Source organism: Reyranella sp. CPCC 100927, from assembly GCF_007859315.1.
Classification (GTDB): domain Bacteria; phylum Pseudomonadota; class Alphaproteobacteria; order Reyranellales; family Reyranellaceae; genus Vineibacter.
Genome location: NZ_VOHA01000002.1, coordinates 252534 through 275600, shown reverse-complemented (window position 1 = coordinate 275600; position 23067 = coordinate 252534). Strand labels below are relative to the sequence as shown.

Sequence of the window (23067 nt, the reverse complement as noted above, 5' to 3'; positions counted from 1 at the left end):
TGTCTTAGAGTTCGGGACAGGCGTAGCTGTTGATCTCAAGGCCGACGGCCAATTCGATGACCTGCGGCTTCTTCCAAGACTTGCGCATGGCTTTTCTCCTCCCGCGGCTCATGGCATGAACAGCCAACTATGGCGCAATGCCGTGCCCAGTTCAATCGGTGGGTAAGTGGCGCCTAAAGAATTGCGTTCAAACGCAAAATTCCCTCCCCCAGCTTTGCTGGGGGAGGTGGCCGAAGGCCGGAGGGGGAGCCCACGTGGCTGGGGTAATGAAGACCACGTCGGCTCCCCTCCGCCCACCGACGTTTCGATGCTTGGCATCGAAACGTCGTATCGGGGCACCTCCCCAGCATAGCTGGGGAGGAGGAAGCCCTCAGGGTTGACACGCCGGGGGGTGGTCACTATGTTCCGCGCCGCTTCGGATTTCCCCGGCTCCCGCCGGGGTTTTTGTTTGGAAACCTGGCCATGAAGATCCGCTCGTCGCTCAAGACCATCAAGTCCCGGCACAAGGCCTGCCGCGTCGTGCGCCGCAAGGGCCGGGTCTACGTCATCAACAAGACCAACCCGCGCTTCAAGGCCCGCGCCGGCTGAGGCCGGCCGACAGTCGGCCACCGGGCAGAATCAGATCGGCGGCGGAGGCTCTCCCTCCGCCGCCGATCTTTTGTTATGACTTGAGAATGACCGGTTAAGTCATTGCGATTGATCCAGTTTTCTGGTTCTTGACCAATTCCAGGGCCTGCCGCATCTCGGCCACGCGTTTCTTCAGGGTCGCGGGTGTCGTGGTCTTGCCCCATGCCGGCTTGATGTCGATCATCATCTTCGTGCCGTCCTTGATGACCGTCAGGCCCGGTGACTTGTCGTTGATGCCGGTGCCGGCCACCCATGCGTGCCCGGGAAAGAATTCCGTCATGATCCGCCATGCCAGCTCGGTGGCGGCCGATCCGGCGTCGGTGCGGCGGACGGCAATGAAGATGTCGCCTTCGTTGTTGGACGAATCAGGCTGCAGGTTCCACGCATTGGTCGTGAACGCGGTGATCGGCGGCGGCTTGTCGGAGGTATCGGCCAGCGGATCGTTGAGGTTCACGGTGACATAGGCCATGCGGCCGCGAAGCAGGATGCTGGAATTCGGCGCCATGCCGGTACAGATGGGCTGCCCGCCGCGGTCACGAACCGTGGCACCCGTGGGACCCCATTCGAAATTGAAATGGATCTTGTTCTTGAAACCCTGGACCGTCCGCAGGAAGGCGTGGCTGACCACCTTCATGACGTCTGTGTTGCCGCTGCCGGCGTTGCAGCCCATCAGTATGATCTTGGCGTCGGCGGTGAAACGGTCCTGCAGCTCCTTGAACTGTGGGATGGCGCTCTCGAAGGCCGGGAAGGGCCCGATCCACGCCTGGTCGTTTGAGAAGTAGACGTCGTCGCGTTTCACGTCGCCGGCCAGCGAAAACACCTTGTCGTTGGCGTGGCCCAGGATGCGCAGTTCCTCGATCGACTCGACCGCCTGCTTGGCGATGACGTCCAGCAGCTCCTTGACGGTGCCGGCGCCGGTACTGCCGCCCGATCGGACGCCCGCCGCGGCGAAATCGCGATTGGCGGGCGACCAGTGACAGTTGGCGATGCCGCCGCATTTCGTGTCGAGCGTGCAGCTGATTTCCTGTCGATCGTTGGCCCACGGCGGGACCACGGTGTAGCCGCTGGCATGGATGAGGAGTTTCATGGGTCGGTATCCTGAGATCGGTGACGCATGGTGAGACACACAACGACGCCGCCCGGATCTTCCCAGGCATACTATAAATGAGTGATCACTTCTATAGTATGCGCATGCGCGTGACAATGGGAAAGTGCAGACCGCTCAACCCGCCGGATCGGTCGAAATCACGATCAGCACCTCGGCCGTGGTGTCGTCGACAGCGGTGATCTTGTGCGGCACCGTCGAATTGAAGTGCGCGCAGTCGCCCGGGCCCAGTAGTTCCTTACGATCGGCGAGCTGCAGGCCGATGCGTCCCTTGAGCACGTACAGAATCTCTTCGCCGTCGTGATGGCTCATGGGCGACTGCCCGGCCTCGACCTCGCCGGGCCGCAGTACGATCGCCAGCATGCGATGACCCGGTGATGTCCCCGCCACCACGCGCGGCGAGCCACGCAGGTCGACGTTCGTTCGGGCATCCGCCGCCCGCGTGATCGTCACCGGATCCTGGTCGCCCGGCTCGCCGAACAGCGCCTCGACGGGCACATGCAGCGCCTTGGCCAGCTTGAGCGCGCCGCCGATCGAGGGCCGCGACAGGCCGCGTTCGATCTTGGAGAGATAGCCGCGCGTCATGTCGGCAGCCTGCGCCAGCGCTTCCAACGTGAGCCCGGCCTGCACGCGCAGCAGCTTGAGCTTGATTGACATTGTATCCGATAGGAAACTTGTTGACTAAACGAGCTTTGTATCCTTTATTACCACAGCGGGTTGGAAAGCCGTGATCGTCTCTTTCGGTGAGGCTCCATGTCGCTTGCCATCAAGGCTCTCGCAGCGCGTGCACTGACTGCCGCCGTCATGGTCCTCTCCCTGGCGGCAGGGCCGGCGGTTGCGGAGGAGGCGTACCCCTCGCGGGTGATCCGGCTGGTCGTGCCGTTCGGCGCTGGCGGCATTACCGATGTCGTCGGCCGCCTGATCGCCCAGCGCCTGGGCGAGGAACTGAAGCAGTCGGTGATCGTCGACAACAAGGCCGGCGCCGGTGGCAGCATCGGCGCGGTGGCCGTGACGCAGGCGGCGCCCGACGGCTACACCTTGCTGCTCGGCACGGTCGGCACGCAGATCGTCAACCAGATGATCAGTCCCAAGCTGCCCTATGATCCGGCGGCACTGGTGCCCGTGTCGCTGGTCAGCAACTCGCCTTACGTGATGGCGGTGGCCGGCCTGCCCGAGGTCCGCAACCTGTCGGAGCTTGTTGACCACGCGCGTCGCCATCCCGACACGCTGAATTTCGGCTCCGCCGGCTACGGCACGTCGCCCCATCTCGGCATCGAGCTCTTCAAGCTCATCACCAAGGCCCGCATCGAGCATGTCCCGTTCAAGAGCGGTGCCGAGGCGGTCAATGCCGCGGTGAGCCGCAACGTGCAGATCGTCTGCGACGCCATCCCCGTGGTCATGCCGCAGGTCAAGGCCGGTCATCTCAACGCGCTGGCGATCACCACCCGGGCGCGGATGCCGGCCGCGCCCGATCTCAGGACCAGCGCGGAGCAGGGCATGCCCGATCTTCAGATCGGCTCGTGGAACGCCATCTTGGTGCCGGCCGGAACGCCTCAGGCCCGGATCGCCCGTCTCGCCGCGGCGTTGGAGCGTGTGCTGGCGCGGCCTGATGTCGTGGCCCGGTTGGCGGAACTGGGCATCGAGCCGCTGCCGGCGGGCGTGCCGGCGTACGAACAGCATGTGCGGCGCGAGACGGAGAAGTGGCAGGTGGTCGTCAAGGCCGCGAATATCCGCCTCGAGTGATGATCGCGCGGAGACCTGTGCCATGCGCCTCTACGATACGCAGCGATCGGGCAACGCCTGGAAGGTGCGCCTTCTGGCCGGTCTTGTGGGCGTCGACCTGCCGCGGGTGACGCTGTCGATCGATCGCGGCGATCTGCGCGATCCGGCGTTCCTGATGCGCAACCCGCTGGGCATGGTGCCGGTACTCGAACTCGACGACGGCAGGACCATCAGCGAGTCGCTGGCGATCCTGCACTACCTCGCCGGCGGCACACCGTTCTGGCCGGCACAGACGTTCGCGCAGGCGCAGGTGCTGACGTGGCTGTCGTTCGAGCAGGCGCAGCACATGCACCCGCTGGCACAGTTGCGGCTGCACCTCAGCCTGCATCGCGACCGCCGCGCCGAGGACGATGACATGGTGCGTTGCCGCGCCCAGGCGCTGCATGCGCTGGCGGTGCTGGACGGACAGCTGGCGCGCCAGGGCGCCCATGGCTGGGTCGCCACCGCGGGCCGACCCAGCATCGCCGACGTGGCGCTCTATCCCTACACGCGGTTCGCGTCGATGGGCGGCATCGACATCGCGCGCTTCGTGCATCTGCCGCCATGGCTGGCGCGGATCGAGGCTCTGCCGGGCTATCAGCCGCTGTTTCCGGGCCGCCCCGATCTCAATTTCTCCACCGTCGAACTCAGGGAGTGACGACATGGATACGACCGATACCTTCGCTCTGCCCAAGGCGGATCTGCTGCGCCGCTCGCTGGATCAGATCCAGGATCGCTTCGAGGACAGCGCCTATACACTGGAACAGAAGATCGCGCTGACCTGCCGCATCCTGTTCGACAACGGCCACGACTCAGGATTGGCCGGACAGATCACGGCGCGCACGGCGCAGGCCGGGACCTACCTGACTCAGCGGCTCGGGCTGGGTTTCGATGACATCACCGCCAGCAACCTGCTGTTGGTCGACGAGCACCTCACCGTTATCCGCGGCGAGGGCATGCCCAATCCGGCCAACCGGTTCCATTCCTGGGTGTACCGGGCCCGTCCGGATGTGAACTGCATCGTCCATACCCACGCGCCGCACACCGCGGCGCTGGGCATGCTCGAAGTGCCGCTGGCGATATCGCACATGGACAATTGCCTGCTCTACGACGACGTGGCCTTCATCGCGAAGTGGCCGGGCGTGCCGGTCGGCAACGAGGAGGGCGAGCTGATCTCCGGCGCGCTCGGCAGCAAGCGGGCCGTGCTGCTGTCGCACCACGGTCTGCTCGTGGCCGGTGCCAGCGTCGAGGAGACCTGCCTGCTCGCCCTGGCCTTCGAGCGTGCCGCGCGCCTGCAACTGCTGGCGGCGGCGGCCGGCCCGGTGCAGCCCATCGATCCCGCCCTGGGCCGCGAGGCGCACGACTGGCTGCTGGCGCCCAAGCGCAGTGTGGTGGGCTTCGCCTACTATGCCCGCCGCGCGCTCAAGAAGGCAGCCAACGCCGATTGCCTCGCCTGAAGATCGCGCATCATTGGTGAGCGCATTGCGGACCACCACCGTCGTCCTGAGCGCAGCGAAGGACCCTGCGGTGGCTGCTGCAGAGACTGTCGGCCCTGATGATCGTCAGGGCCGATCGTGGCAATACCAACACCGCAAGGTCCTTCGCTGCGCTCAGGACGACAGGAATTGCTGATTCCATCAAACGAAGAACCGCGCCAGTCTCCGAAATCCATGATCACCAAACTCAACACCCTGCTCATCGGTGCGGTCGGTCCGCTGGGCGCCAAGGCGGTTCCCAGCGGGATCGACAAGCGGCCCGTGGCCGGGCCGGTGCGCCTGGGCCGCGACGGTTTCGAGGGCGACGCCCAGGGTGATCGCAAGAACCATGGCGGCCCGCTGAAGGCGGTCCACCATTATGCCTACGACCACTATGACGCCTGGCGCCAGGAAATCGCGGACGCGCCCGTGCTGCGGCGGCCGGGCGCATTCGGCGAGAACCTGTCGACCGTCGGCCTGGACGAAACGCAGGTGGCGTTGGGCGATGTCTTTCGTCTGGGCGATGCGGTGATCGAAGTCTCGCAGGGGCGTCAGCCCTGCTGGCGGCTCAACCTGCGCTTCGGCGTCGCCGACATGGCGATGCGCGTGCAGAAGACGGGCCGCATCGGCTGGTACTACCGCGTGATCGAGGCGGGCATCGTGCGGCCGCACGACTGCCTTGATCTGATCGAGCGCCGATCGCCCGACTGGACCTTGTACCGGCTGTGGCGTCTGCTCTACGTCGATACGCTCAATCGTGACGAACTCCACGCCGTGATCGCCTTGCCGCACTTGCCGGAGCGATGGCGCCTTCTCGCCGAACGACGTCTGGCCACGCAGGCGGTCGAGGATTGGACTCCACGGCTCTCGGAGAAGCCGGCGACCTAGCACCCGGCTGTCATCCCGAGCGCAGCGAGGGATCTTCTGCAAGTGACGCACGGTGCGCCTGCATCAAGAGATCCCTCGCTGCGCTCGGGATGACAGTCCCGAGTCACATTCGAGCGATAGCCGATGCTAGCGGGTTACCAGCGACGCCGAGGCCTGCCTACATGCGGGCGTGCACGCCGTACGTTGCGACGAAGCGCACCAGTTCGGTCTGGCGCGTCGTCTGGGTTTTCTGGAACAGGCGTTGCAGGTGGGTCCGCACGGTCGATGCGGCGATGCCCAGGGCGCGGGCGATCTCGACCGCGTTCAGGCCGCGCGACACCAGATCCAGCACGCGGCTTTCCGCCGGCGTGATGGCATGGTCTTCGGCAATGGCCGCGATCGGCGGCGAGGCGCCGGGCGCCGTTTCGAACCGGATCGTGAGCACGCGCGGCGGGGCGGGGGTCGCACCGTCCGCCAGCGTGGGCGAAGTCATCGCAACGATCGACACCGCATAGCGCTCGTCCGCGGCGGCCAAGCTCACCTCGCGGATGCGGCCCAGTGCGATCTGGCGCAGGTGGCTGGCGAACGCAGCATCGCGCGCTTCGTCGCTGAAGGTGAGCCGGTCGCTGCAGGCGTACACGATGGCCATCGACTGCAGCATCTCGAGCGCCCGGTCGTTGCCGAACAGGATGCGGCGCTGCCCATCGATGACGAACATTGCGCCGGCGCCCGACTCATCGACCGCCGACTTGTCGCTCAGCCGTAACGCCGCGGCCATCGGACCCTGAGCGCGGCCCGCCGTGTGGTGCACCTGGTCCATGAGCGTCACCCTTTACGCTTAATAAAATGAATGAACGCTCATCACTGTAATCGACGTACCGAGGCGCGACTAGTGCCGAAAGTCACATCGCTGCGGTCAGGCGGTGGAGATCTGCCCGGTCGATGGTTGGTTCCGGCGCTGCCGTCGCCACTCCAGGGCAATCGCCAGCAGGACGTAGCCGATGGCGAGCGCCCACAGGCCGAGGAACTGAAGGTTGATCTCGGCGATGGAGGCGCCCATCTGGGCGACCATGGTCAGTCCGGTGACCGCGAACGTGCTGGGGACCAACATCGACACGGCGTGCAGCGCCGGCGGAATCGCCTCGGTCGGCCAGGAGAACCCGGAGAGAAAAAAGAACGGCATGCCGATGGCCGCCGCGACGAGCTGCACCGAGAGCGGCGAACGGAACAGCGAGCCGATGACCATGCCCATGGCGCTGACGGCAAGCACGAACGGGATGGCCGCGACCAGGATATCGGCGAGCGACCCCAGCCGGGGAACGCCGTAGAAGTAGGGAGTCACGATCAGGTAGATCGGCACGACGATCGCCTCGACCGCGAGATAGGCGAGCAGGTTGCCGAGAACCGTCGCCACCGGACCGGTCGCCGGCTCCAAGCGCGTTCTTCGCGCTGTCACCGCCAGCAGGCAGACGGCGACCAGCAGGGTCTGCTGCAGGATCAGCAGGAACGCCCCGGGCAGCAGGTACGTGGCGTAGCCGCCGGCCGGGTTGAACAGGGGAATGGCGGTGAACGGCAGCGGGCTGGTGACGGCAGCGGCCGTCGGCGGATCGACCTGCAAGGCGACGAGACGGGCCTCTTCCACCTCGACCCCGAAAGCGCGCGCCGTGCCCGAGATGCCGGCGGCGACACGCTGGTTGACCAGGAAATAGCTGGCATCCGTGTACTGCAGGATGGGCGATGCCCGGCCATGCAGCAGCTCGCGTTCGAAATAGCGCGGAATGACCACGATGCCGGAGATCGTGCGCTCGTAGACCTGGCGCTGCGCCGTCGGCAGATCGGGAAGGACCATGGCGACCGCCACATCGGGAGAGGCGTCGATGCGGCGTGCCAGTTCGCGGCTGGCCGTCGTGCCGTCGAGGTCGACCAGGGCGATTGGAATATCGCGCAGGGCCTCGTTGACGTAGGGTTGCGGGTAGTAGAGCGAGTATATGAGCGCGGCGGCGAAGATGGTCGACAGCACTTCCTTCATCGAGAAGATGCGCTTGAGTTCGCGGCGGAAGGCGATGGCGATCCCGCTCATGTCGCCGTCCTTGGTTTCGCCGCCGCCGCGTCGGCGCGCTTGCGGATGATGTTCAGCCGCAGCGCCGCGAGCAGCGCCAGCCCGATGGCAAAGGCGGCCAGGACCAGCATCGGGTGAAGTGCGAGCTCGGACGGCGTGCCCCTGAGCGTCTGGTCGATACGGGCCGAGAGGTACCAGGTGCCCGGCAGCGCCGCGCCCCACCAGTAGGCGAACAGGTTCATGCCCACGCGGGGAAAGCCGATGCCCATGAAGCCGAAAGCGGGCGCTGCCAGGATTGTCGCGACGCTGATGGCGCTGGCGACGGGCTTTATCAGCAGCGCCAGCAGCAGGCCGAGAAACTGGCACGTCAGGATGAAGATGAACGTCGACGCCACGAGGAGAAGAGGACTGCCCCGTAGCGGCAGATCCAGGACCCCGAACAGGACGGCGTCCGCCGTGCCCAGGACGGCCAGGAACAGCAGCGTGTAGGGGAGCAGCTTGCCGAACATGGCCGGCCACAGGCCATTGCCCAGCCGGCGCAGGATGCGCAGGCGATGCCTGTGTTCCGTATCGAGTCCCACCGCATAGGCCGAAGAGACGATGATGACGACCTGCAGGATGGCGGGCAGCAGCGCCGCCAGCAGGAAGTGCGCGTAGTTGAGCGTCGGGTTGAACAGCGTGTTGCTGTGGATGGGAATCGGCGTGATGGCCTGCTGCGCCATGACGGCCTCGATGCCGCGGCTGGTGCGCAACGAAACACGGACAGCGCCCTCGACGGCGGGAACGGCGGCATTGACGCCGCGCAACGTCAGGCCGCCGGTCGTCATGAACTGGTTGTTGTAGAAGAACACCACCTCCGGTCTGCGGCCGGCCAGGACGTCACGCTCCAGGTTCTTGGGCAACATGAGCAGGCCGTGGATCCTGCCGGACAGGATCATCCGCTTGCCCGCCGCGAGGTCTGTCACATGGTCGGCCACGGCCGTGTCGGGGGTGGCGTTGACGGTCCGGACGATCTGGCGGGACAGGTCGCTGGCATCGAGATCCAGCACCGCGATCGGCAGGCGGGTTGCCAGTCCGGCGCTGAACACCAGGATCAGCACGGCCATGATGATCAGGGGCACGATGGTCGTCAGGCACAGCAGGAACGGCCGCCGCCGCAGCCAAGTGAACTCCCGCCAGAAGACAAGCCAGAAGCCTCGCTTTACGGCGCCATACCCGCGCATGTCAGGGCGCTGGGCGCCGCCAGGCGGCAATCACGCTCATGCCGGGACGGAGGCGGTCGACCGCCTGTTCGGGCTTCACCCTCACTTCAAACGTGCGCAAGTCGAAATCGCCCGTCGCCCGTGTCGCGCGCCAGGTCGCGAACTGACCCTGCACGTTGATCATGGTGACGCGCACACCGATCGTCTTGGAGCCCAGGGCCGGAATGGTGACGTCAAAACGGTCGCCCACCTTGAGCCCGGCCAGAAGATCCTCGCGTATGTTGAAGGTGAACCACAGGTCGTTCAGGTCGACCAGCGCGTAGAGCGGTGCCCCGGCGCTGAAATTCTCGCCGAGTTCGGCGACGCGCGTGGTGATCTGTCCCGCGATCGGCGCCCGGATGGTCAGTTCCAGGACGTCGGTCTGACGCTGGCCCAGGATCGCATCGGCTTGCTTTACTTGCGCCGCGGCGAGCGCCTTTTCTTCGTCGCTGGCGCCCTTCTCCGCCAGGGCCAGGGAGGCTTCGGCGGCCTCTTTCTTCCGGATGGCGGCAGAGAGGTTGCGGGTTGCCTCGTCGACGCGCTGCTGAGGCGTGTTGCCGCTTTTCACCAGTTCCGCCTGCCGCTGGTAGATGGCCGTGTAGAGCACGACATCCGCCTCGGCGACCGCCAGGTCGGCCTTGCGGGCATCGATGATTTCCGGCCGGGTGCTGCTGACGCGGGCGAAATCCGCGCGGGCGACGTCGAGGGCTGCTTTCGCGGCGATGAGGCCCGCTGCCAGCTGCGGGCTTTCAAGCTCGGCGAGCACGGCACCGGTTTTGACGTCGTCGCCGGCATCGACATTGAGCTTGGTGATGCGGCCAGGGACGCGGGCGCTGATATCCACGCGGTTGGCGGTGACCTCGCCTTGGATCGTCAGCGGCGGCGGGCGCGTGGCGAACCACAGAACGACACCGAGTGCCAGCAGAGCCGCGAAGCCGATGAGGGGGCGCAGAAGTGACGATTTCTTCAAGTCACCGAGCAAGAGCACCTCACTGATCTTCATGCCGTCACTGCAAAGACTATGTATCCGTTCGATCCCTAATGGAAGCCAAAACAAACGCGCGGCGGAAACGCGGGGCGTGTGTTCATACGATGCGGCAGTGACATTTTGCTCTGCAGGCTTCGTCTTCGGCGGGTGCGTATTGCTATTTACTTAGAAGTCAAATGATTCAGATTGTGATGTGGAAATGTTTTTGATAGGACTCTGAAAGTTAATAATAAGATATCTAATGATTGAGATGTGGAGGCAATCGAGAATCGACCAAAAGTTGGTTTGAATCCAGCCGTTCATCTCTGGATGGCACATCGACTCCAGCGGGGAGAGAAGCTCGATGGTCTTTGTTCGATATCATGCCGGGCTTGAGCAGCCGGAGGAGAATTTCGAGACCAATCAGCAAATCATTGTCGATCGCATCAAGAAGTACGAATCGGAATCGGTTGCCGCCGAAGGCGCCAATACCGCCGTGCGTTTCGCGCACGCCAAGGCGTATGGCCTGTTGCGGGCGACCTTCGAAATTCTTCCGGGCGTGCCGTCGGAGTACGCGCAGGGTGTCTATGCCCGGCCCGGCCCGCACGCCGCGGTCGTTCGCTATTCGAACGGGCTTGCCCATCTTGGCGCGGACGACACGCTTGGTCCCGTGGTGGGCATGGCGGTCAAGCTGTTCGATATCGATGGACCGATGGAGCTCGATGACGAGCGGCACAGCCGGACCATGGATTTCAACATGATCAATGGCCCGATCTTCTTCTGCAATACGGTGCAGAAGTACGTCTTCCTGGAAAAGATCTTCGTCGACCTGCCGAAATACCATGCCCGGGGTAAAGATGGCCGCAATCAGATGTTTCATGACTGGGTGACTGGTTTCGGCAACCTGGCGCCGGCTGACTGGGCTTGGGATGAACTCGGTGCGTTCCTGCGGCTGGGTGGCGGCGCGGTATGGCAAAACCTGCTGTTGTCGAGTTTCTGGTCCATGGGGGCTGTCAGGCACGGCGACTACATCGCGAAGCTTCGCATCCGGCCGACAGCGGAAACGGCGGCAGCGATCAAGCGGCGCATGCTGGATCCCGCCTCGGCGAAAGAAGTGTTTCGTCCTGCACTGGTCACGGAAATCGCCGAGCGCGCCTGCGAATTCGACTTTCAGGTTCAGCTGTGTACCGACCTGACGACCATGCCGTTCGAAGACCTGACGGTGGAGTGGCCGGAGAAGGCCTCGCCATTCGTGACCGTCGCCAAGCTGCGGCTGCCGCGCCAGGACATTGGTGACGACAGCAACCTGCGCGCTGCCGAAGGCATCTCTTTGACTCCTTGGCGTTGCCCGAAGCTGCACCACCCGGTCGGCAGCCTGCAGCGGCTTCGCAAGGAAGTTTACAGGCAGTCCTCGATCCACCGGCACAACGTCAACCGGGTGAAGCGTCAAGAGCCGCGAACCCCGGATGACCTGTTCCGTTGATCTTTCACAAGCGGAGCTCCACGTGGCCAAAGACAAGCGTTACATCGCGCCGGACGTCGCTGCGGCGGAAATCGAAAAGACAATCCATCCCGTGCGCCAGCAAACCGATGGTGTCGGCCTGCGCATGGGCAAGACGTCGGAGTTCACGCTCGTGGCGCCGGTCAAGGCGGGCGGCGCCGATGTCTTCCGTCAGCGGATTGGCCAGGCCCAGGAGGAATGCCGGTTCTGGGAAGGTAAACTCGGCACCGTCCATGATCTCCGTGTCTGCCTCATCAACGAGGGCAGGCAGATCCTGTTCGCGGCCACGTACAGCGACGAATTCAAGCCCTACGTCCTGGACGTGATCAAGTTTGCCACGCCCTGGATCGACCACATGTTCCTGGGCGTTGCGGAGGGATATCCGGGTCTCGCGCACCCCGATGCCCTTGAATACATCGCCAAGCATCAGGTTCAGGCCGACCTCTGGTACGTGCAGAACGATGATGCCACCGTCCGCGACATCGGGCGCGGTCAGCGCGCCTTGAAGTCGTTCAACGCGCTGCTCGATGCGGTCCAGGACTGAGTTGTAGCGGCACCGATCCCGACCGGCTGTCGCCGTCGGGCGGATGTGGGGGGTGCGTGATGGTCTCTCCGACGTTGGCCTTCGAGGACATTCAGGGAACTGTCCTGCGCCGCCGCCCGGAGCGCTACTGTGGCCGGTACATCCTCTACAGAGTGACGAATGGTGCGGGTGCCCGGCGCATGGTCGAGCGGATCCTCCCGCACGTCACCTCGGCGGCGAACTGGGACGCGCCGAAGCCTTATACGGTCAATCTCGTGTTCACCTGGCAGGGGTTCAAGGCGCTCGGCATCCCCGATCGGATCCTGAACAGCTTCCCCGAAGAATTTCGTGCCGGCATGGCGGCGCGCGCCGAGATTCTCGGCGACACCGGTGAGAGTGCGCCGGAGCATTGGGTGCGGCCACTCGGCAGCAACGATGTGCACATCGGCGTGGTGATCAGCGCCGGCAGCGAAGCCGACCTGGCCGAGCCCATCCGCATCGCCATGTCCGCCTACGAGGGCATTCCGGGCGTCGAGCCGATCTACAGGATCGATGTGGGCGTTCCGAGCACGGGCCGCGAGCATTTCGGGTTCCGTGACGGCATTGGCAGTGTTTCGATCATCGGCAGTGAAGTCGAGCCGCTCCCGGGACAGGACCCCGTCATGCCCGGAGAATTCATCCTCGGCTACCCGGACGAAACCGGTTCGGTCGCGCCGATGCCGCAGCCTGAGGTCCTCGGCAAAAACGGCGCCTTTCTCGCATTCCGGCAGATGTACTGTGATGTCGGGGCGTTCAGGCGCTATCTGCAGGCGAACGCGCGTGACAAGGATGACGAAGAACTGCTGGCCGCCAAGATGGTCGGCCGGTGGCGCAGCGGCGCGCCGCTGTCGCTGTCTCCGGAGAAAGATGATCCGGCGCTGGGTGCCGATCCACTGCGGAACAACGACTTCCGCTATTACGAGGATGATCCACGCGGCTTGAAGTGTCCGTTGGGATCGCACATCCGGCGCTGCAACCCGCGCGACGGGCTGACGGGATCGATCGTCAACGTCAACCGCCATCGCCTGATCCGGCGCGGCTCGGCTTACGGCCCGGAGTTGCCGGCCGATCAAGTGCAAGACGACGGTGTCGACCGGGGCATCGTCTTCATCTTCATGGGCGCGAGCCTCATACGGCAGTTCGAATTCATTCAACAGGCCTGGATCAACAACGGCGACTTCGTTGGGCTCGGTGAGGAGGTTGACCCGCTCGTCGGTCCCAACAACGGGCACGGCACCCACACGATACCCGCGCGCCCCATTCGCAGACGCCTGACGGGGCTTCCGCGCTTTGTGACGGTGCGCGGCGGCGAATACTGCTTCCTGCCAAGCATATCGGCGCTGCAGTGGCTGTCTCGCGGACAATACTGAACCATGGGATGTAACCCGGCCCTCGGGATGCCGGGCGGATGTCGGTAGAGGAGAGTGGCGATGCGATCGATCGAGGCGACGAGCGGCTCGGGTCTGAAGCGTCTGTGCGCGGTGGGGCTCGCGGGAATTCTCGCGTTGTTCGGCCTGATCCTCGCCGGCGGCGGCCTGTATCTGGCCGTGCTCGGTGGCAGCTTCTACTATGTCGTCGCCGGTGTATTGCTGGTTGCGGCCGGATACCTGATCGCCCGGAACCGCCTTGCCGGCGCGTATGTGTACTACGTTGCCTTCGCGTTCACGGCACTGTGGGCCTTCTGGGAGGTGGGGCTGTCCACGTGGCCCCTCATTCCCCGCCTTACCGGACCGTTCATCCTGCTCATCCTGGTCGCCGTCGTGGCGCCGTGGCTTGACTCCTCGGGGGTGCGGCGTGGTCGTGCCTTGGGGTTGGGGATGGCGGCGGTCTTCGCCATTGCCATGGCCGTGGCGGTTCCGATGGCCAATCGACTGCCGGAGCCGGGCAAGATGAGCGAGGGCGGAACGATAGCGTTCGACGTAGCGCCCTACATGCCCAAGGCCGGCGAGTGGAGCGACTACGGCGGCGGTCCGAGTGCGCAGCGTTATGCCGACGTGACCCAGATCACGCCGGCGAACGTCAAGAATCTCAAGCGCGCGTGGACCTTCAATACCGGCGATATACCGAAGAGTTACGGATCCGAGCTGACGCCGTTGAAGATCGGCGACACGATCTATGGCTGCACTCCGATGAACAAGTTGTTTGCGTTGAGCGCGGCAACGGGGGAGAAGCGGTGGCTGTATGATCCCAAGGTGTCGGCGGCGTGGGTTCCCTACACGGCGGCATGTCGCGGCGTTACCTATTTCAGGAATCCCAACGCGGCACCGGGGCAGGCGTGCGCCGAACGCATCATCGAAGGCACGCTCGACATGCGGCTCATCGCCGTCGACGCCCGGACGGGCGCGCCCTGTGCCGATTTCGGATCCAACGGGGCGGCCGATCTGAAAGTGGGATTGGCTCAGAGGGACAGCGAAACAGGTGCCGTGACTCCGGTCATTCCCGGCACGGCCGCCATCACGTCACCGCCCGTCATCGTCCAGGGCGTGATCGTGACCGGCCACCAGGTCCTGGACGGCCAGCGCCGGTGGGCGCCATCCGGCGTGATCCGCGGCTATGACGCGGTGACGGGCGCATTGCGCTTTGCCTGGGATATGAATCAGCCGGGCGTCGACAAGCTTCCGCCGGAGGGCAAGCCATACTCGCTGGGAACGCCGAACTCGTGGACGATACCTGTCGGAGACGAGAAGCTGGGCCTTGTCTACCTGCCCATGGGCAATTCGGCGGCCGACTATTATTCGTCGCTGCGCTCTGACGAGGAGAAGAAGCACAACACGGCGCTGGTTGCGCTCGATGTCAACACCGGCAAACCGCGATGGGTGTTCCAGACGGTGCGCAACGACGTCTGGGACTACGATCTCGGCTCGCAGCCGACGCTGGTCGAATTTCCCACGCCACGCGGCAACGTTCCGGCCGTCCTGTTGCCGAGCAAGGCCGGTGACATATACGTGCTTGATCGGCAGACCGGAACGCCGCTGCATGCGGTCGATGAGGTCCCGGTGCCGCAGGGTGGCGCCGAGCCGGCGCAGCGCGCCAAGACACAGCCGTCGTCGCGGTACCACACGCTGCGCAAGGCCAATCTGGTCGAAAGCGACATGTGGGGGCTGTCGCCCATCGATCAGATGATCTGCCGCATCAACTTCAAGCGCGCCCGCTATGAAGGCCCGTTCACGCCGCCGGAGGTCGGGCGCCACACCATCCAGTATCCCGGCTACAACGGCGGCTCCGACTGGGGCAGTGTCGCGGTCGATCCCCGGCGTGGCGTGATCATCGCCAACTACAACGACATGCCCAACTACAACCTGCTCGTTGAACGCAAGCAGGCGGACGCCCTGAACCTCTACCCGGTGGGCGATCCTCGGGCGGTCGGCAGTGCATCGGGTGCGGAGGGCGCCGGCGCTCAGGCCGGGACGCCCTACGGCATCCAGGTCAATGCCGGCTGGCAGATGCCGACCGGCGTGTTGTGCACGCGGCCGCCTTATGGCGGCATCCGGGCGATCGATCTCGCGACGGGCAAGACGTTGTGGGACCGTCCCTTCGGCACGGCGCGGCGCAACGGTCCGTTCGGGATTCCGTCGTACCTGCCCTTTGAGATCGGAACGCCGAACAACGGCGGTGCCGTCGTGACGGCAGGCGGTCTGATCTTCATCGCGGCCGCGACGGACGACCTGATTCGCGCCATCGATATCAAGACGGGCGAGACGGTGTGGAGCGATGTTCTGCCCGCCGGCGGCCAGGCGACGCCGATCATCTATGAACAGAACGGGACGCAGTACCTGCTGATCATGGCCGGCGGCCATCACTTCATGATGACGCCGCCGGGCGATTCCCTGATTGCCTACACCTTGGCCAACCGGTGACGTTGACCAGCAAATGGAAATCGGAAGACGAACGCACAGGCCTGCGCTCCCTGCGCATCATCGGCGGGCTGGAGGGTCTCTTGAAAGAAAACGCTGTGCGGTGAGCGGATCACTGCCGAGGTGCGCCGGCGAGGAGGTCGCGAAGGCGGTCGGGATCGACCGGTTTCAGCGCGAAGGGCAGGCCGCTCTCCTGGACACGGGCCAGGGTCGCGGGAGTCGTCTCGCCGGTCAGCATCAGGACGCGGGCGACGGCGCCGCGATCCAGCACGGCGCGGGCAATCTCCAGGCCATCCTGCGGCCCGGGCAGGCGCAGGTCGGCGACCAGCACGTCGAACCACGGCATCGCCGCACCGTCGTCCGAGCGGGCATTGAAGTACTGCTGCAGTTCGTCGTGGGTCGCCGCCGTGGTGACGGCGCAGCCCCATCCCTGCAACAGCACCGTCATGCCGTCGCGCACCGATGCTTCGTCGTCGAGCACGATCACGCGCAAGCCCAGCGGGGGCGCGCCGTCTTGCGTATCGCGCCCGGTCGATGCCGGCGCGACGGCGGCCGGCGGGCAGGCCGGCATCAGCAGCGAGAACGTGCTGCCGCGGCCCGGCGCCGACCGCAGGGTCAGCGTGTAGCCCAGCGTGCGGGCCAGGCGCTGCACGATGGACAGGCCAAGGCCCAGGCCGTGATTGCGATCGCGATTGGCGTTGTCGACCTGGAAGAATTCCTCGAAGACGCGCGCCTGCAGGTCGGGCGCGATGCCGATGCCGCTGTCGCGGACCTCGACCAGCCATTGCTGGCCGCCGGCGCGCCGGCGGGCGCCGATCCATATGGCGCCGGCCAGCGTGTACTTGATCGCGTTCTCGACGAGGTTGCCCAGCAGCCGGTCGAGCATGACGGGATCGCCCGTCACCCAGCCGTCGGTCGGTGCGAAGCGCAGGGCGAGTTGCTTGTGTCGGGCCTGATCGGCAAAGCGTTCGTTGAGGGCCCGGAAGATGGATGCCAGCGACACCGGCGCTGGCTGCGGCGTCGCCGTGCCCGAGTCGAGCCGCGAGATGTCGAGCATCAGGTTGAACGACGTCTCCAGCGACGCAATGGCCCGCTGCATGTGCGCGAGCTTGTCGCGCATGCCGGGATCGCGAACCTCGCCGGCCAGCGCCGCCGAGAACAGCGACAGGGAATGCAGCGGCTGGCGCAGGTCGTGATTGGCGGCGGCGAACAGGCGCGTCTTCTCGCCGCTGAGGCGTTCGATTTCACCCAGCCGCTGCTGCTGCTGGTCGGCCAACCGCTCGTTCTCGACCCGGTTGACGATCGACTGGGTGACCAGGGTGTTCTGCGTCCAGGCGAAGCGGATCAGCACCAGCAGCAGGACCAGGATGTCGAGGCCCAGCACGACGGCGAGCCAGCGGCCATCGATGAACAGGCATAGCGCCAGGCTCAGGGTCGGCGGCAGCAGGAAGGCGCGCAGCACGGGCCAGTGAAAAGCAACGCCGGCGGCGCCGGCCTGCACCAGGCCCATGATGAAGAAACACATCAGCGCCACGAACGCCATGTCGTCGGCCGGGTAGAACATCCAGGGCGGCAGAGCCCAGACGCCGCTGAACATCAATGCCGGCAGGGCGGTGCGCCGGTTGATCTCGTCGATCGGCGCCCGCAGCATCGCGTCGAGCGGCATGGCGCGGATCTGGAACCAGCGCACGGCCTGCGCCAGGTAGGCCACGCCGGCCCACACCAGGGCGCCGACATCGCTGCGAAAGACCCAGAAGATGACCCACAGCACCGTGATGCCGAACGTCCCCGATACCAGCGACTCGCGCCGCGTCGCCGGCCAGAGCGAGCGCAGGACTTCACGCGCGATATCCGGCGCCACCGGCTGCGGACCCTGCCACAACCGGACGAGCGATGCCGTGAAGCCGTTCATGGCGGTCGCTATCGGAAGAGGCTCAGCAGATGCGCCCGCGAGCGGGCCTCGAAGCAGAGCAGCACCGCGGACACGTAGTTCTTGACCGTACCCAGGGCCAGCCCGGTTTCGGTGACGATTTCCTGGTTGCTGCGGCCTTCCAGCAGCAGCTCCAGGATGTGCATGTGCCGATCGCCCAGTCGTTGCAGATGCGCATAGCCGACCGGTTGCCGGCGCGCCGCCCGCACATGCAGGGGCTCGACGCTGCCGCTCGCCGGCCGCGCATCCGATGTCAGCGCCGTGTGGAACAGGCTGCGAAATGTTTCGGATGTCGAGGTCTTGCCGGCGAAACCCCAGGCGCCCAGGGCGACGACCTGGGCGTGGATGATGTCGTCGGTGCTGGCCGAGATCACCAGGATGCGCTGGTCCGGGAACGCCTGGCGCAGGCTTGCAAGAGCACCGAACCCGGTCGTATCCGGCAGCTTGAGGTCGAGGACGACCAGGGAAACGCCGTCTCGACCGCGCAGGACCGCCATGGCCTCCTGCAGCGACGCCGCTTCCAGCCAGTCGATGGGCCGGTCGCTGGCATGATCCATGGCCGCGATCAGGCCGCGGCGAAACAACTCATGATCGTCAACAATCAGGACCGACGAAACCGACAAGACCACCACCCGAATTTCCCCAAGGGTAGGGAATCCTTCGAGGGCGATCAATCACCTTGAGGCCTGCAATCCGCATCGGCGCTAGCGGAACTGCGATCGCAGCCATGGCGCGAGGTCGCGCACCATGCCGCGCTGTGCGCGCGGCACGACAAGGTAGTAGCCGGCGCCGACATCGGCCATCGTCACCGGAAACGGCACCAGCCTGTTTCCCGTCGGCTCGGCGACGCTGGCGCCGGCGATCGTGATCCCGGTGCCGGCGGCGGCGGCGCGGATCGCGACATCGGTGTTGTCGAACGACAGTGTCTGCAGCCCGCCGAGCGGGCCAAGCTTGTTGGCACCCAGCCAGCGTGACCAGACCCGTTCCGTGCCGCTGACCACCAGCACGCGCGTCGCCTCGAGATCGGCGCGGGTCAGCCGGCCGTGATCGCGCCAGGCGGGGCCGGCCACCGCCTGCATCGGCACCCCGACCAGCCGGGTGACGATGCCGTCGCGCCAGTCGCCGAAACCGAAACGGATGGCGATCTCGCCGGCGCCCAGGCGTTCGATGCGCGGCGACGTCTCGATGGTGAAGGCCACCGTCGGATAGCGCTCGCGCAGCCGCGGCATGTGTCGGGCGAGCCACCGCGAGGCGAAGGAATGCGGTGCCTTGATGGTGATGCGTCGCTGGGTGCGCTGGCCATCGACGTGCTGCGCGATGGCGTGGAACGCTTTTGTCACGACGCGGTGCAAGGTGCGGCCGTCGCGGGTCAAGGCGACGCCTTGCGGCGTGCGCACCAACAGGCTGGCGCCCATGTCGGCTTCCAGTGCCGCGATGCGCCGGCTGACCGCCGACGGCGTCAGATTCAGCTGGCCCGCCGCGGCACGGATGCTGCCGCCGGCGCCGACCGTGACGAACGCCTCCAGGCCGCGCAGGTTGGGCAGGCGCGTCATGGCTGGGGTCCGGCTGCGCAGCACATCGTCCGCGCAGCCATATCAGGGCATGCGTTTTTTGCAACACCCCGGCGAGTGAGGGGGCCGGCGCGCAGCCCTATTGATCCTCGGGTGAGGGTTTGCGGGTCACCTCACCTTCCCAGCCGCACGAGGCGCCGTGGTAGTAGAGACAATCGCGTTCGCTGAGCGTGGCGCTGCGCGGGCTGCGGTTGTTGGCGGCGCGCGCGATGCTGAAGGTGACGGAGATGACGCAGGCGCCGGCGCCGTCCTCGCGCTTGTAGGGCCGCAGTTCGAGCGTGCCACCCACCATCTTGCCCAGGCCCGAGGCACCACCGGCACAGCCGGGGCCGCCGGGACTGCGCACGGACGACTCCCAGGCCACGTCGCCCGATGCCGAATCGAGCAGCAGGAGCCGCAGGCTCACCATCTCCGACTCGTAGAGGCCGCCGATATACGTGTACTGCTGCGCCTGGACTCCGGCGACAAGCACGCCAAAAGCCGACAGCATGCCAAGACAAAGGACGGCAACTTTACGCATGATCCTGTCCAATTCCTTAGTCGGCGAACCGTTTCATCATACACCGGCAAGACGACCGCCCCAATAAGAACACCATGCCGGGCAAGACTGCGGCCAAGGAGAAACCCATCATGCTCGCTCCGCGTCTCGTGCGCATCGTTCAAGGCGTCGCCGCCGCCGCTTTGGCCGGCGCGCTGCTGGTCTCCGCGGCATCGTCGCAGGCGGCCCTGCCGCCCTACTGGCAGCGGGTCAAGGAACTCGAGGCCATCGTCAACAGTGCCGAGGTAGCCGACAAGCTTGGCCGGGCACCGATCGACCAGATCGAGCGGCCGGCCGACGATCTCTATCGGGTCCGCGGCGGCACCTGCACGGTCGAGGTGCGCATCGTCGACGATGCCGGCCGGCGCGAGCCGGGCTGGGCCGGCCCGCGCCGCTTCAAGCTCGACGTCGGCAAGTCAACCTGCCGCTGATCCCGGGAGCGCGGGCGTCCCGCTCGCTCATGGTTCTGGGCGCTACGCACCTGCGGGCGAGAGAGGCTGTGAAAATATTTGCAGGTCTTCCGCTGGCGGCCGGATTGTGATTCGAAGGGGCGTGGAGCCAGTATCGGGGCGCTAGATGGCGTTGGGTCAAAAGGCAGGACTGCGCCTAGTGCGTGCGGAGCGCGGGCAGGTGGAGTGGCAGATGGCGAGCCTGGATGAACTTCTGCCAGAGGATCATCGGGCGCGGCAGGTATGGCAGTATGTCGAGGGCCTGGAGTTGTCGCGGCTGTATGATGCGATCCAGTCTCACACGGGCCGAGCGGGTCGCCCGGCGATTGATCCGGCTGTGCTGATGACGCTGTGGCTGTACGCGACGCTGGAAGACGTCGGCAGTGCGCGGCAAGTGGCACGGCTGTGCGAACGGGACGTATCGTATCGCTGGATCCTGGGTAGAGTGAGAGTGAGCCACAAGACATTGTCGGACTTCCGTGTCGAAGCAGGCGGGGTGCTGGACGAGCTCCTGTCGCGCTCGGTAGCGGCATTGGCATCTGCGGGGGTGGTGGACCTGCAGTGCGTGGCGGTCGACGGGATGCGGCTGCGGGCGAGCGCCGGTACCAACTCGTTCCGCCGCAAGAAGCGGTTGGATCAGCTGCACGACCTGGCCAGCGAGAAAGTCGCGAAGCTGCGGGGGGAGCTGGATAGAGATCCGGGGGCATCGGACCGGCGTCGGCAAGCTCGTCGCCAGTGGGCAGCCGAAGACCGCCAACGGCGGATCGAGCAGGCCAAGCAGGCACTGGCCGAGATCGAGGCTCAGCGGGCTGCGGAGGCCAAGGAGCAGCGGCGCAAGCAGCCGGCCAACAAACGAGAGCCGCGGGCCTCGACGAGCGATGCGCAGGCTCGGATCATGAAGATGGCCGATGGTGGCTATCGGCCCGGCTTCAACGCCCAATTCAAGACGACGCCCCCAATAGGCCTGATCATCGGTGTGTCGGTGGACAATAACGGCTCCGATCGTGGGCGGCTGAGAGGAACCGTGGCGGAGATCGAGCAGCGCTATGGGCAGCGCCCGCAACAGGTGCTGGCCGATAGTGGGTACGACAGCAAGACAGATATCGCCGCTCTGCACGAGCATGAGAAGGGCACCGTCGCGGTGTTTTGCCCGCTTCCTCGCAACCAGGACGGCCAAGTCCGTCCGCCGCGGGTCAACGATGGGCCGGGGGTGCTCGCCTGGCATCAGCGTATGAACAGTGACGATGGCAAGGCTCTCTACCGGCAGCGCTTTGCCACGGAACGGCCGCACGCCGACATGCGCAATCGCGGGCTGACCGGCGTGTTGGTGCGCGGCATCGAAAAAGTGAAGGCCGTCGTGCTGTGGCACGTTCACGCCTACAACTTCCTGATCATCTCCCGCTTGCCGCGTACGGCGTGAAGCCCCGCGGCGCGGATTAACCGACCGGAGATCCCCGACCCAGAACACTACCCAATATCGCGGCTACAGTCCGCATCGACTGCACCGCCCTATAGGCCGCCACGGTCCGCTTGACCGTGGCACCATCAGCCTCCGCGCCTTGCCTCCGGCGCCGGCAGTCCTCTCGTCTCCGTCAATAATTTTACAGCCTCAGACGCCCGCGCTCCCGGAGGTCGTGCGTTTTTTGCAACACCCGCCGATTTCTTTGCGGTACGCCACGACAGCCCACCATCCCTAGAACCGTGCATTGTTCGCCGCCGCGCGCGGCTCGTGAGGGATGGAAAATGATCATCGATGCCTGGATGCAGCCGACGACGGAGCGTTTCGCCCGCCACGAGATGCTGGCGACCCTGCGACGCTGGACGCGCGAGGCGACGATGCGCCCGGAGATCACGCCCGACATGACCATCGCCGCGATGGATGCCGCCGGCGTGCAGATCGGCCTGGCATCGGCCTGGTGCGGCCCCGAGGGCTGGCTGATCTCGCATGACGAGCTGGCGGCGTTCGTGCGCGCCTGTCCCGGCCGCGTCGTCGGCGTCGCCAGCGCCAATCTCGACAAGCCGATGGAGGCCGTGCGCGAGCTGCGCCGCGCGGTGAAGCAGCTCGGCTTTCGCGCGCTGCGTGTCGTGCCCTGGCTGTGGAAGCTGCCGCCCAACGACCGCCGCTACTATCCGCTCTATGCCGAGTGCATCGAGCTTGGCATTCCGTTCTGCACCCAGGTCGGCCATACCGGGCCGCTGCGGCCCTCCGAGGTCGGACGGCCGATTCCCTATCTCGACGAGGTGGCGCTCGACTTTCCCGAACTCGTGATCGTCGGCGGCCATATCGGCTATCCCTGGACGCAGGAAATCATTGCGCTGATGACCAAGTACCAGAACGTCCATATCGATACCTCGGCCTATACCGTGCGCCGCTATCCGCCGGAACTGGTGCAGTACATGCGCGGCCACGGCCGCCGCAAGGTCCTGTTCGGCTCCAACTACCCGATGATCGCGCCCGCCAAGGCGCTCGAGGACCTCGACAGCCTCGGTCTCGACGCCGAGGCCAGGGCCCTGTTCCTGGGCGGCAACGCCGCCCGCGTGTTCAACCTGGGCTGAGGAC

The 23067-nt window shown here is 65.7% G+C and carries 23 protein-coding genes; 12 read left to right on the top strand and 11 right to left on the bottom strand.

Annotation, left to right across the window (positions count from 1 at the left end; all coding sequences use genetic code 11):
- Positions 1-4 precede the first annotated feature (4 nt).
- Positions 5-88, bottom strand: coding sequence for a pyrroloquinoline quinone precursor peptide PqqA (pqqA, locus tag FQU96_RS07430; RefSeq protein WP_146540664.1), 84 nt, complete (start codon positions 86-88; stop codon positions 5-7).
- 374 nt (positions 89-462) lie between these two features.
- Here pqqA and ykgO point away from each other — a divergent pair, with 374 nt between their 5' ends.
- Positions 463-588, top strand: coding sequence for a type B 50S ribosomal protein L36 (ykgO, locus tag FQU96_RS07425; protein WP_146540233.1), 126 nt, complete (start codon positions 463-465; stop codon positions 586-588).
- Between the two features lie 94 nt (positions 589-682).
- On the opposite strand, the gene FQU96_RS07420 is transcribed toward ykgO, so the two are convergent.
- Complete coding sequence (locus FQU96_RS07420; RefSeq protein ID WP_146540232.1) at positions 683-1714, bottom strand: hypothetical protein; 1032 nt, start codon at positions 1712-1714, stop codon at positions 683-685.
- 135 nt (positions 1715-1849) lie between these two features.
- On the bottom strand, positions 1850-2389 hold the full coding sequence (locus tag FQU96_RS07415; RefSeq protein ID WP_146540231.1) for a helix-turn-helix domain-containing protein: 540 nt from the start codon (positions 2387-2389) through the stop codon (positions 1850-1852).
- Positions 2390-2485: 96 nt separating this feature from the next.
- On the opposite strand from FQU96_RS07415, the gene FQU96_RS07410 reads away from it, so the two are divergent.
- The 4 genes from FQU96_RS07410 (at position 2486) to FQU96_RS07395 (ending at position 5856) form a co-directional block, all read left to right on the top strand.
- Positions 2486-3475, top strand: coding sequence for a tripartite tricarboxylate transporter substrate binding protein (locus FQU96_RS07410; protein ID WP_218574642.1), 990 nt, complete (start codon positions 2486-2488; stop codon positions 3473-3475).
- A gap of 22 nt (positions 3476-3497) precedes the next feature.
- Positions 3498-4151, top strand: a complete 654-nt coding sequence (locus tag FQU96_RS07405; RefSeq protein WP_146540230.1) for a glutathione S-transferase family protein — start codon at positions 3498-3500, stop codon at positions 4149-4151.
- A gap of 4 nt (positions 4152-4155) precedes the next feature.
- Positions 4156-4950 (top strand): aldolase, encoded by a 795-nt coding sequence (locus tag FQU96_RS07400; protein WP_146540229.1) that lies wholly within the window; start codon positions 4156-4158, stop codon positions 4948-4950.
- Positions 4951-5163: 213 nt separating this feature from the next.
- Positions 5164-5856: an MOSC domain-containing protein gene (locus FQU96_RS07395; RefSeq protein ID WP_146540228.1), complete on the top strand. Its 693-nt coding sequence runs from the start codon at positions 5164-5166 to the stop codon at positions 5854-5856.
- A gap of 157 nt (positions 5857-6013) precedes the next feature.
- Here the strand turns inward: FQU96_RS07395 and FQU96_RS07390 are convergent, their stop codons facing one another.
- From FQU96_RS07390 to FQU96_RS07375, 4 genes are all read right to left on the bottom strand, one after another.
- Positions 6014-6655: a helix-turn-helix transcriptional regulator gene (locus FQU96_RS07390; RefSeq protein ID WP_146540227.1), complete on the bottom strand. Its 642-nt coding sequence runs from the start codon at positions 6653-6655 to the stop codon at positions 6014-6016.
- 96 nt (positions 6656-6751) lie between these two features.
- Positions 6752-7915, bottom strand: coding sequence for an ABC transporter permease (locus FQU96_RS07385; RefSeq protein WP_146540226.1), 1164 nt, complete (start codon positions 7913-7915; stop codon positions 6752-6754).
- Positions 7912-9117 carry an ABC transporter permease gene (locus FQU96_RS07380; RefSeq protein WP_146540225.1) on the bottom strand — a complete coding sequence of 402 codons (1206 nt, stop codon included), beginning with the start codon at positions 9115-9117 and terminating at the stop codon, positions 7912-7914. Before FQU96_RS07380 ends, FQU96_RS07385 begins: the two co-directional genes overlap by 4 nt.
- 1 nt (position 9118) lies before the next feature.
- Positions 9119-10138, bottom strand: coding sequence for an HlyD family secretion protein (locus FQU96_RS07375; protein ID WP_255467895.1), 1020 nt, complete (start codon positions 10136-10138; stop codon positions 9119-9121).
- A 328-nt stretch (positions 10139-10466) separates the two neighbouring features.
- Here FQU96_RS07375 and FQU96_RS07370 point away from each other — a divergent pair, with 328 nt between their 5' ends.
- The 4 genes from FQU96_RS07370 to FQU96_RS07355 are packed head-to-tail and all read left to right on the top strand — an operon-like array spanning position 10467 to position 16022.
- Positions 10467-11585: a catalase family protein gene (locus FQU96_RS07370; protein ID WP_146540224.1), complete on the top strand. Its 1119-nt coding sequence runs from the start codon at positions 10467-10469 to the stop codon at positions 11583-11585.
- Positions 11586-11607: 22 nt separating this feature from the next.
- Complete coding sequence (locus FQU96_RS07365) at positions 11608-12147, top strand: hypothetical protein (protein ID WP_146540223.1); 540 nt, start codon at positions 11608-11610, stop codon at positions 12145-12147.
- Positions 12148-12206: 59 nt separating this feature from the next.
- On the top strand, positions 12207-13535 hold the full coding sequence (locus tag FQU96_RS07360; protein ID WP_146540222.1) for a Dyp-type peroxidase: 1329 nt from the start codon (positions 12207-12209) through the stop codon (positions 13533-13535).
- Between the two features lie 60 nt (positions 13536-13595).
- A complete protein-coding gene (locus tag FQU96_RS07355; protein ID WP_146540221.1) occupies positions 13596-16022 on the top strand; it encodes a membrane-bound PQQ-dependent dehydrogenase, glucose/quinate/shikimate family in 2427 nt (808 codons plus the stop codon).
- Positions 16023-16131: 109 nt separating this feature from the next.
- On the opposite strand, the gene FQU96_RS07350 is transcribed toward FQU96_RS07355, so the two are convergent.
- From FQU96_RS07350 to FQU96_RS07335, 4 genes are all read right to left on the bottom strand, one after another.
- Positions 16132-17931 carry a hybrid sensor histidine kinase/response regulator gene (locus tag FQU96_RS07350; RefSeq protein WP_146540220.1) on the bottom strand — a complete coding sequence of 600 codons (1800 nt, stop codon included), beginning with the start codon at positions 17929-17931 and terminating at the stop codon, positions 16132-16134.
- 8 nt (positions 17932-17939) lie between these two features.
- A complete protein-coding gene (locus FQU96_RS07345) occupies positions 17940-18572 on the bottom strand; it encodes a response regulator transcription factor (RefSeq protein ID WP_218574641.1) in 633 nt (210 codons plus the stop codon).
- 81 nt (positions 18573-18653) lie between these two features.
- A complete protein-coding gene (locus tag FQU96_RS07340; RefSeq protein ID WP_146540218.1) occupies positions 18654-19502 on the bottom strand; it encodes a LysR substrate-binding domain-containing protein in 849 nt (282 codons plus the stop codon).
- Between the two features lie 97 nt (positions 19503-19599).
- Complete coding sequence (locus tag FQU96_RS07335; protein ID WP_146540217.1) at positions 19600-20040, bottom strand: hypothetical protein; 441 nt, start codon at positions 20038-20040, stop codon at positions 19600-19602.
- Positions 20041-20150: 110 nt separating this feature from the next.
- Between FQU96_RS07335 and FQU96_RS07330 the strand changes: the two genes are divergently transcribed.
- From FQU96_RS07330 to FQU96_RS07320, 3 genes are all read left to right on the top strand, one after another.
- Positions 20151-20489, top strand: coding sequence for a hypothetical protein (locus tag FQU96_RS07330; RefSeq protein ID WP_146540216.1), 339 nt, complete (start codon positions 20151-20153; stop codon positions 20487-20489).
- A 145-nt stretch (positions 20490-20634) separates the two neighbouring features.
- Entirely contained in the window at positions 20635-21927 is a 1293-nt protein-coding gene (locus FQU96_RS07325) for an IS1182 family transposase (RefSeq protein ID WP_146540215.1), read from the top strand.
- A gap of 323 nt (positions 21928-22250) precedes the next feature.
- A complete protein-coding gene (locus tag FQU96_RS07320; RefSeq protein ID WP_218574640.1) occupies positions 22251-23063 on the top strand; it encodes an amidohydrolase family protein in 813 nt (270 codons plus the stop codon).
- Positions 23064-23067 lie beyond the last annotated feature (4 nt).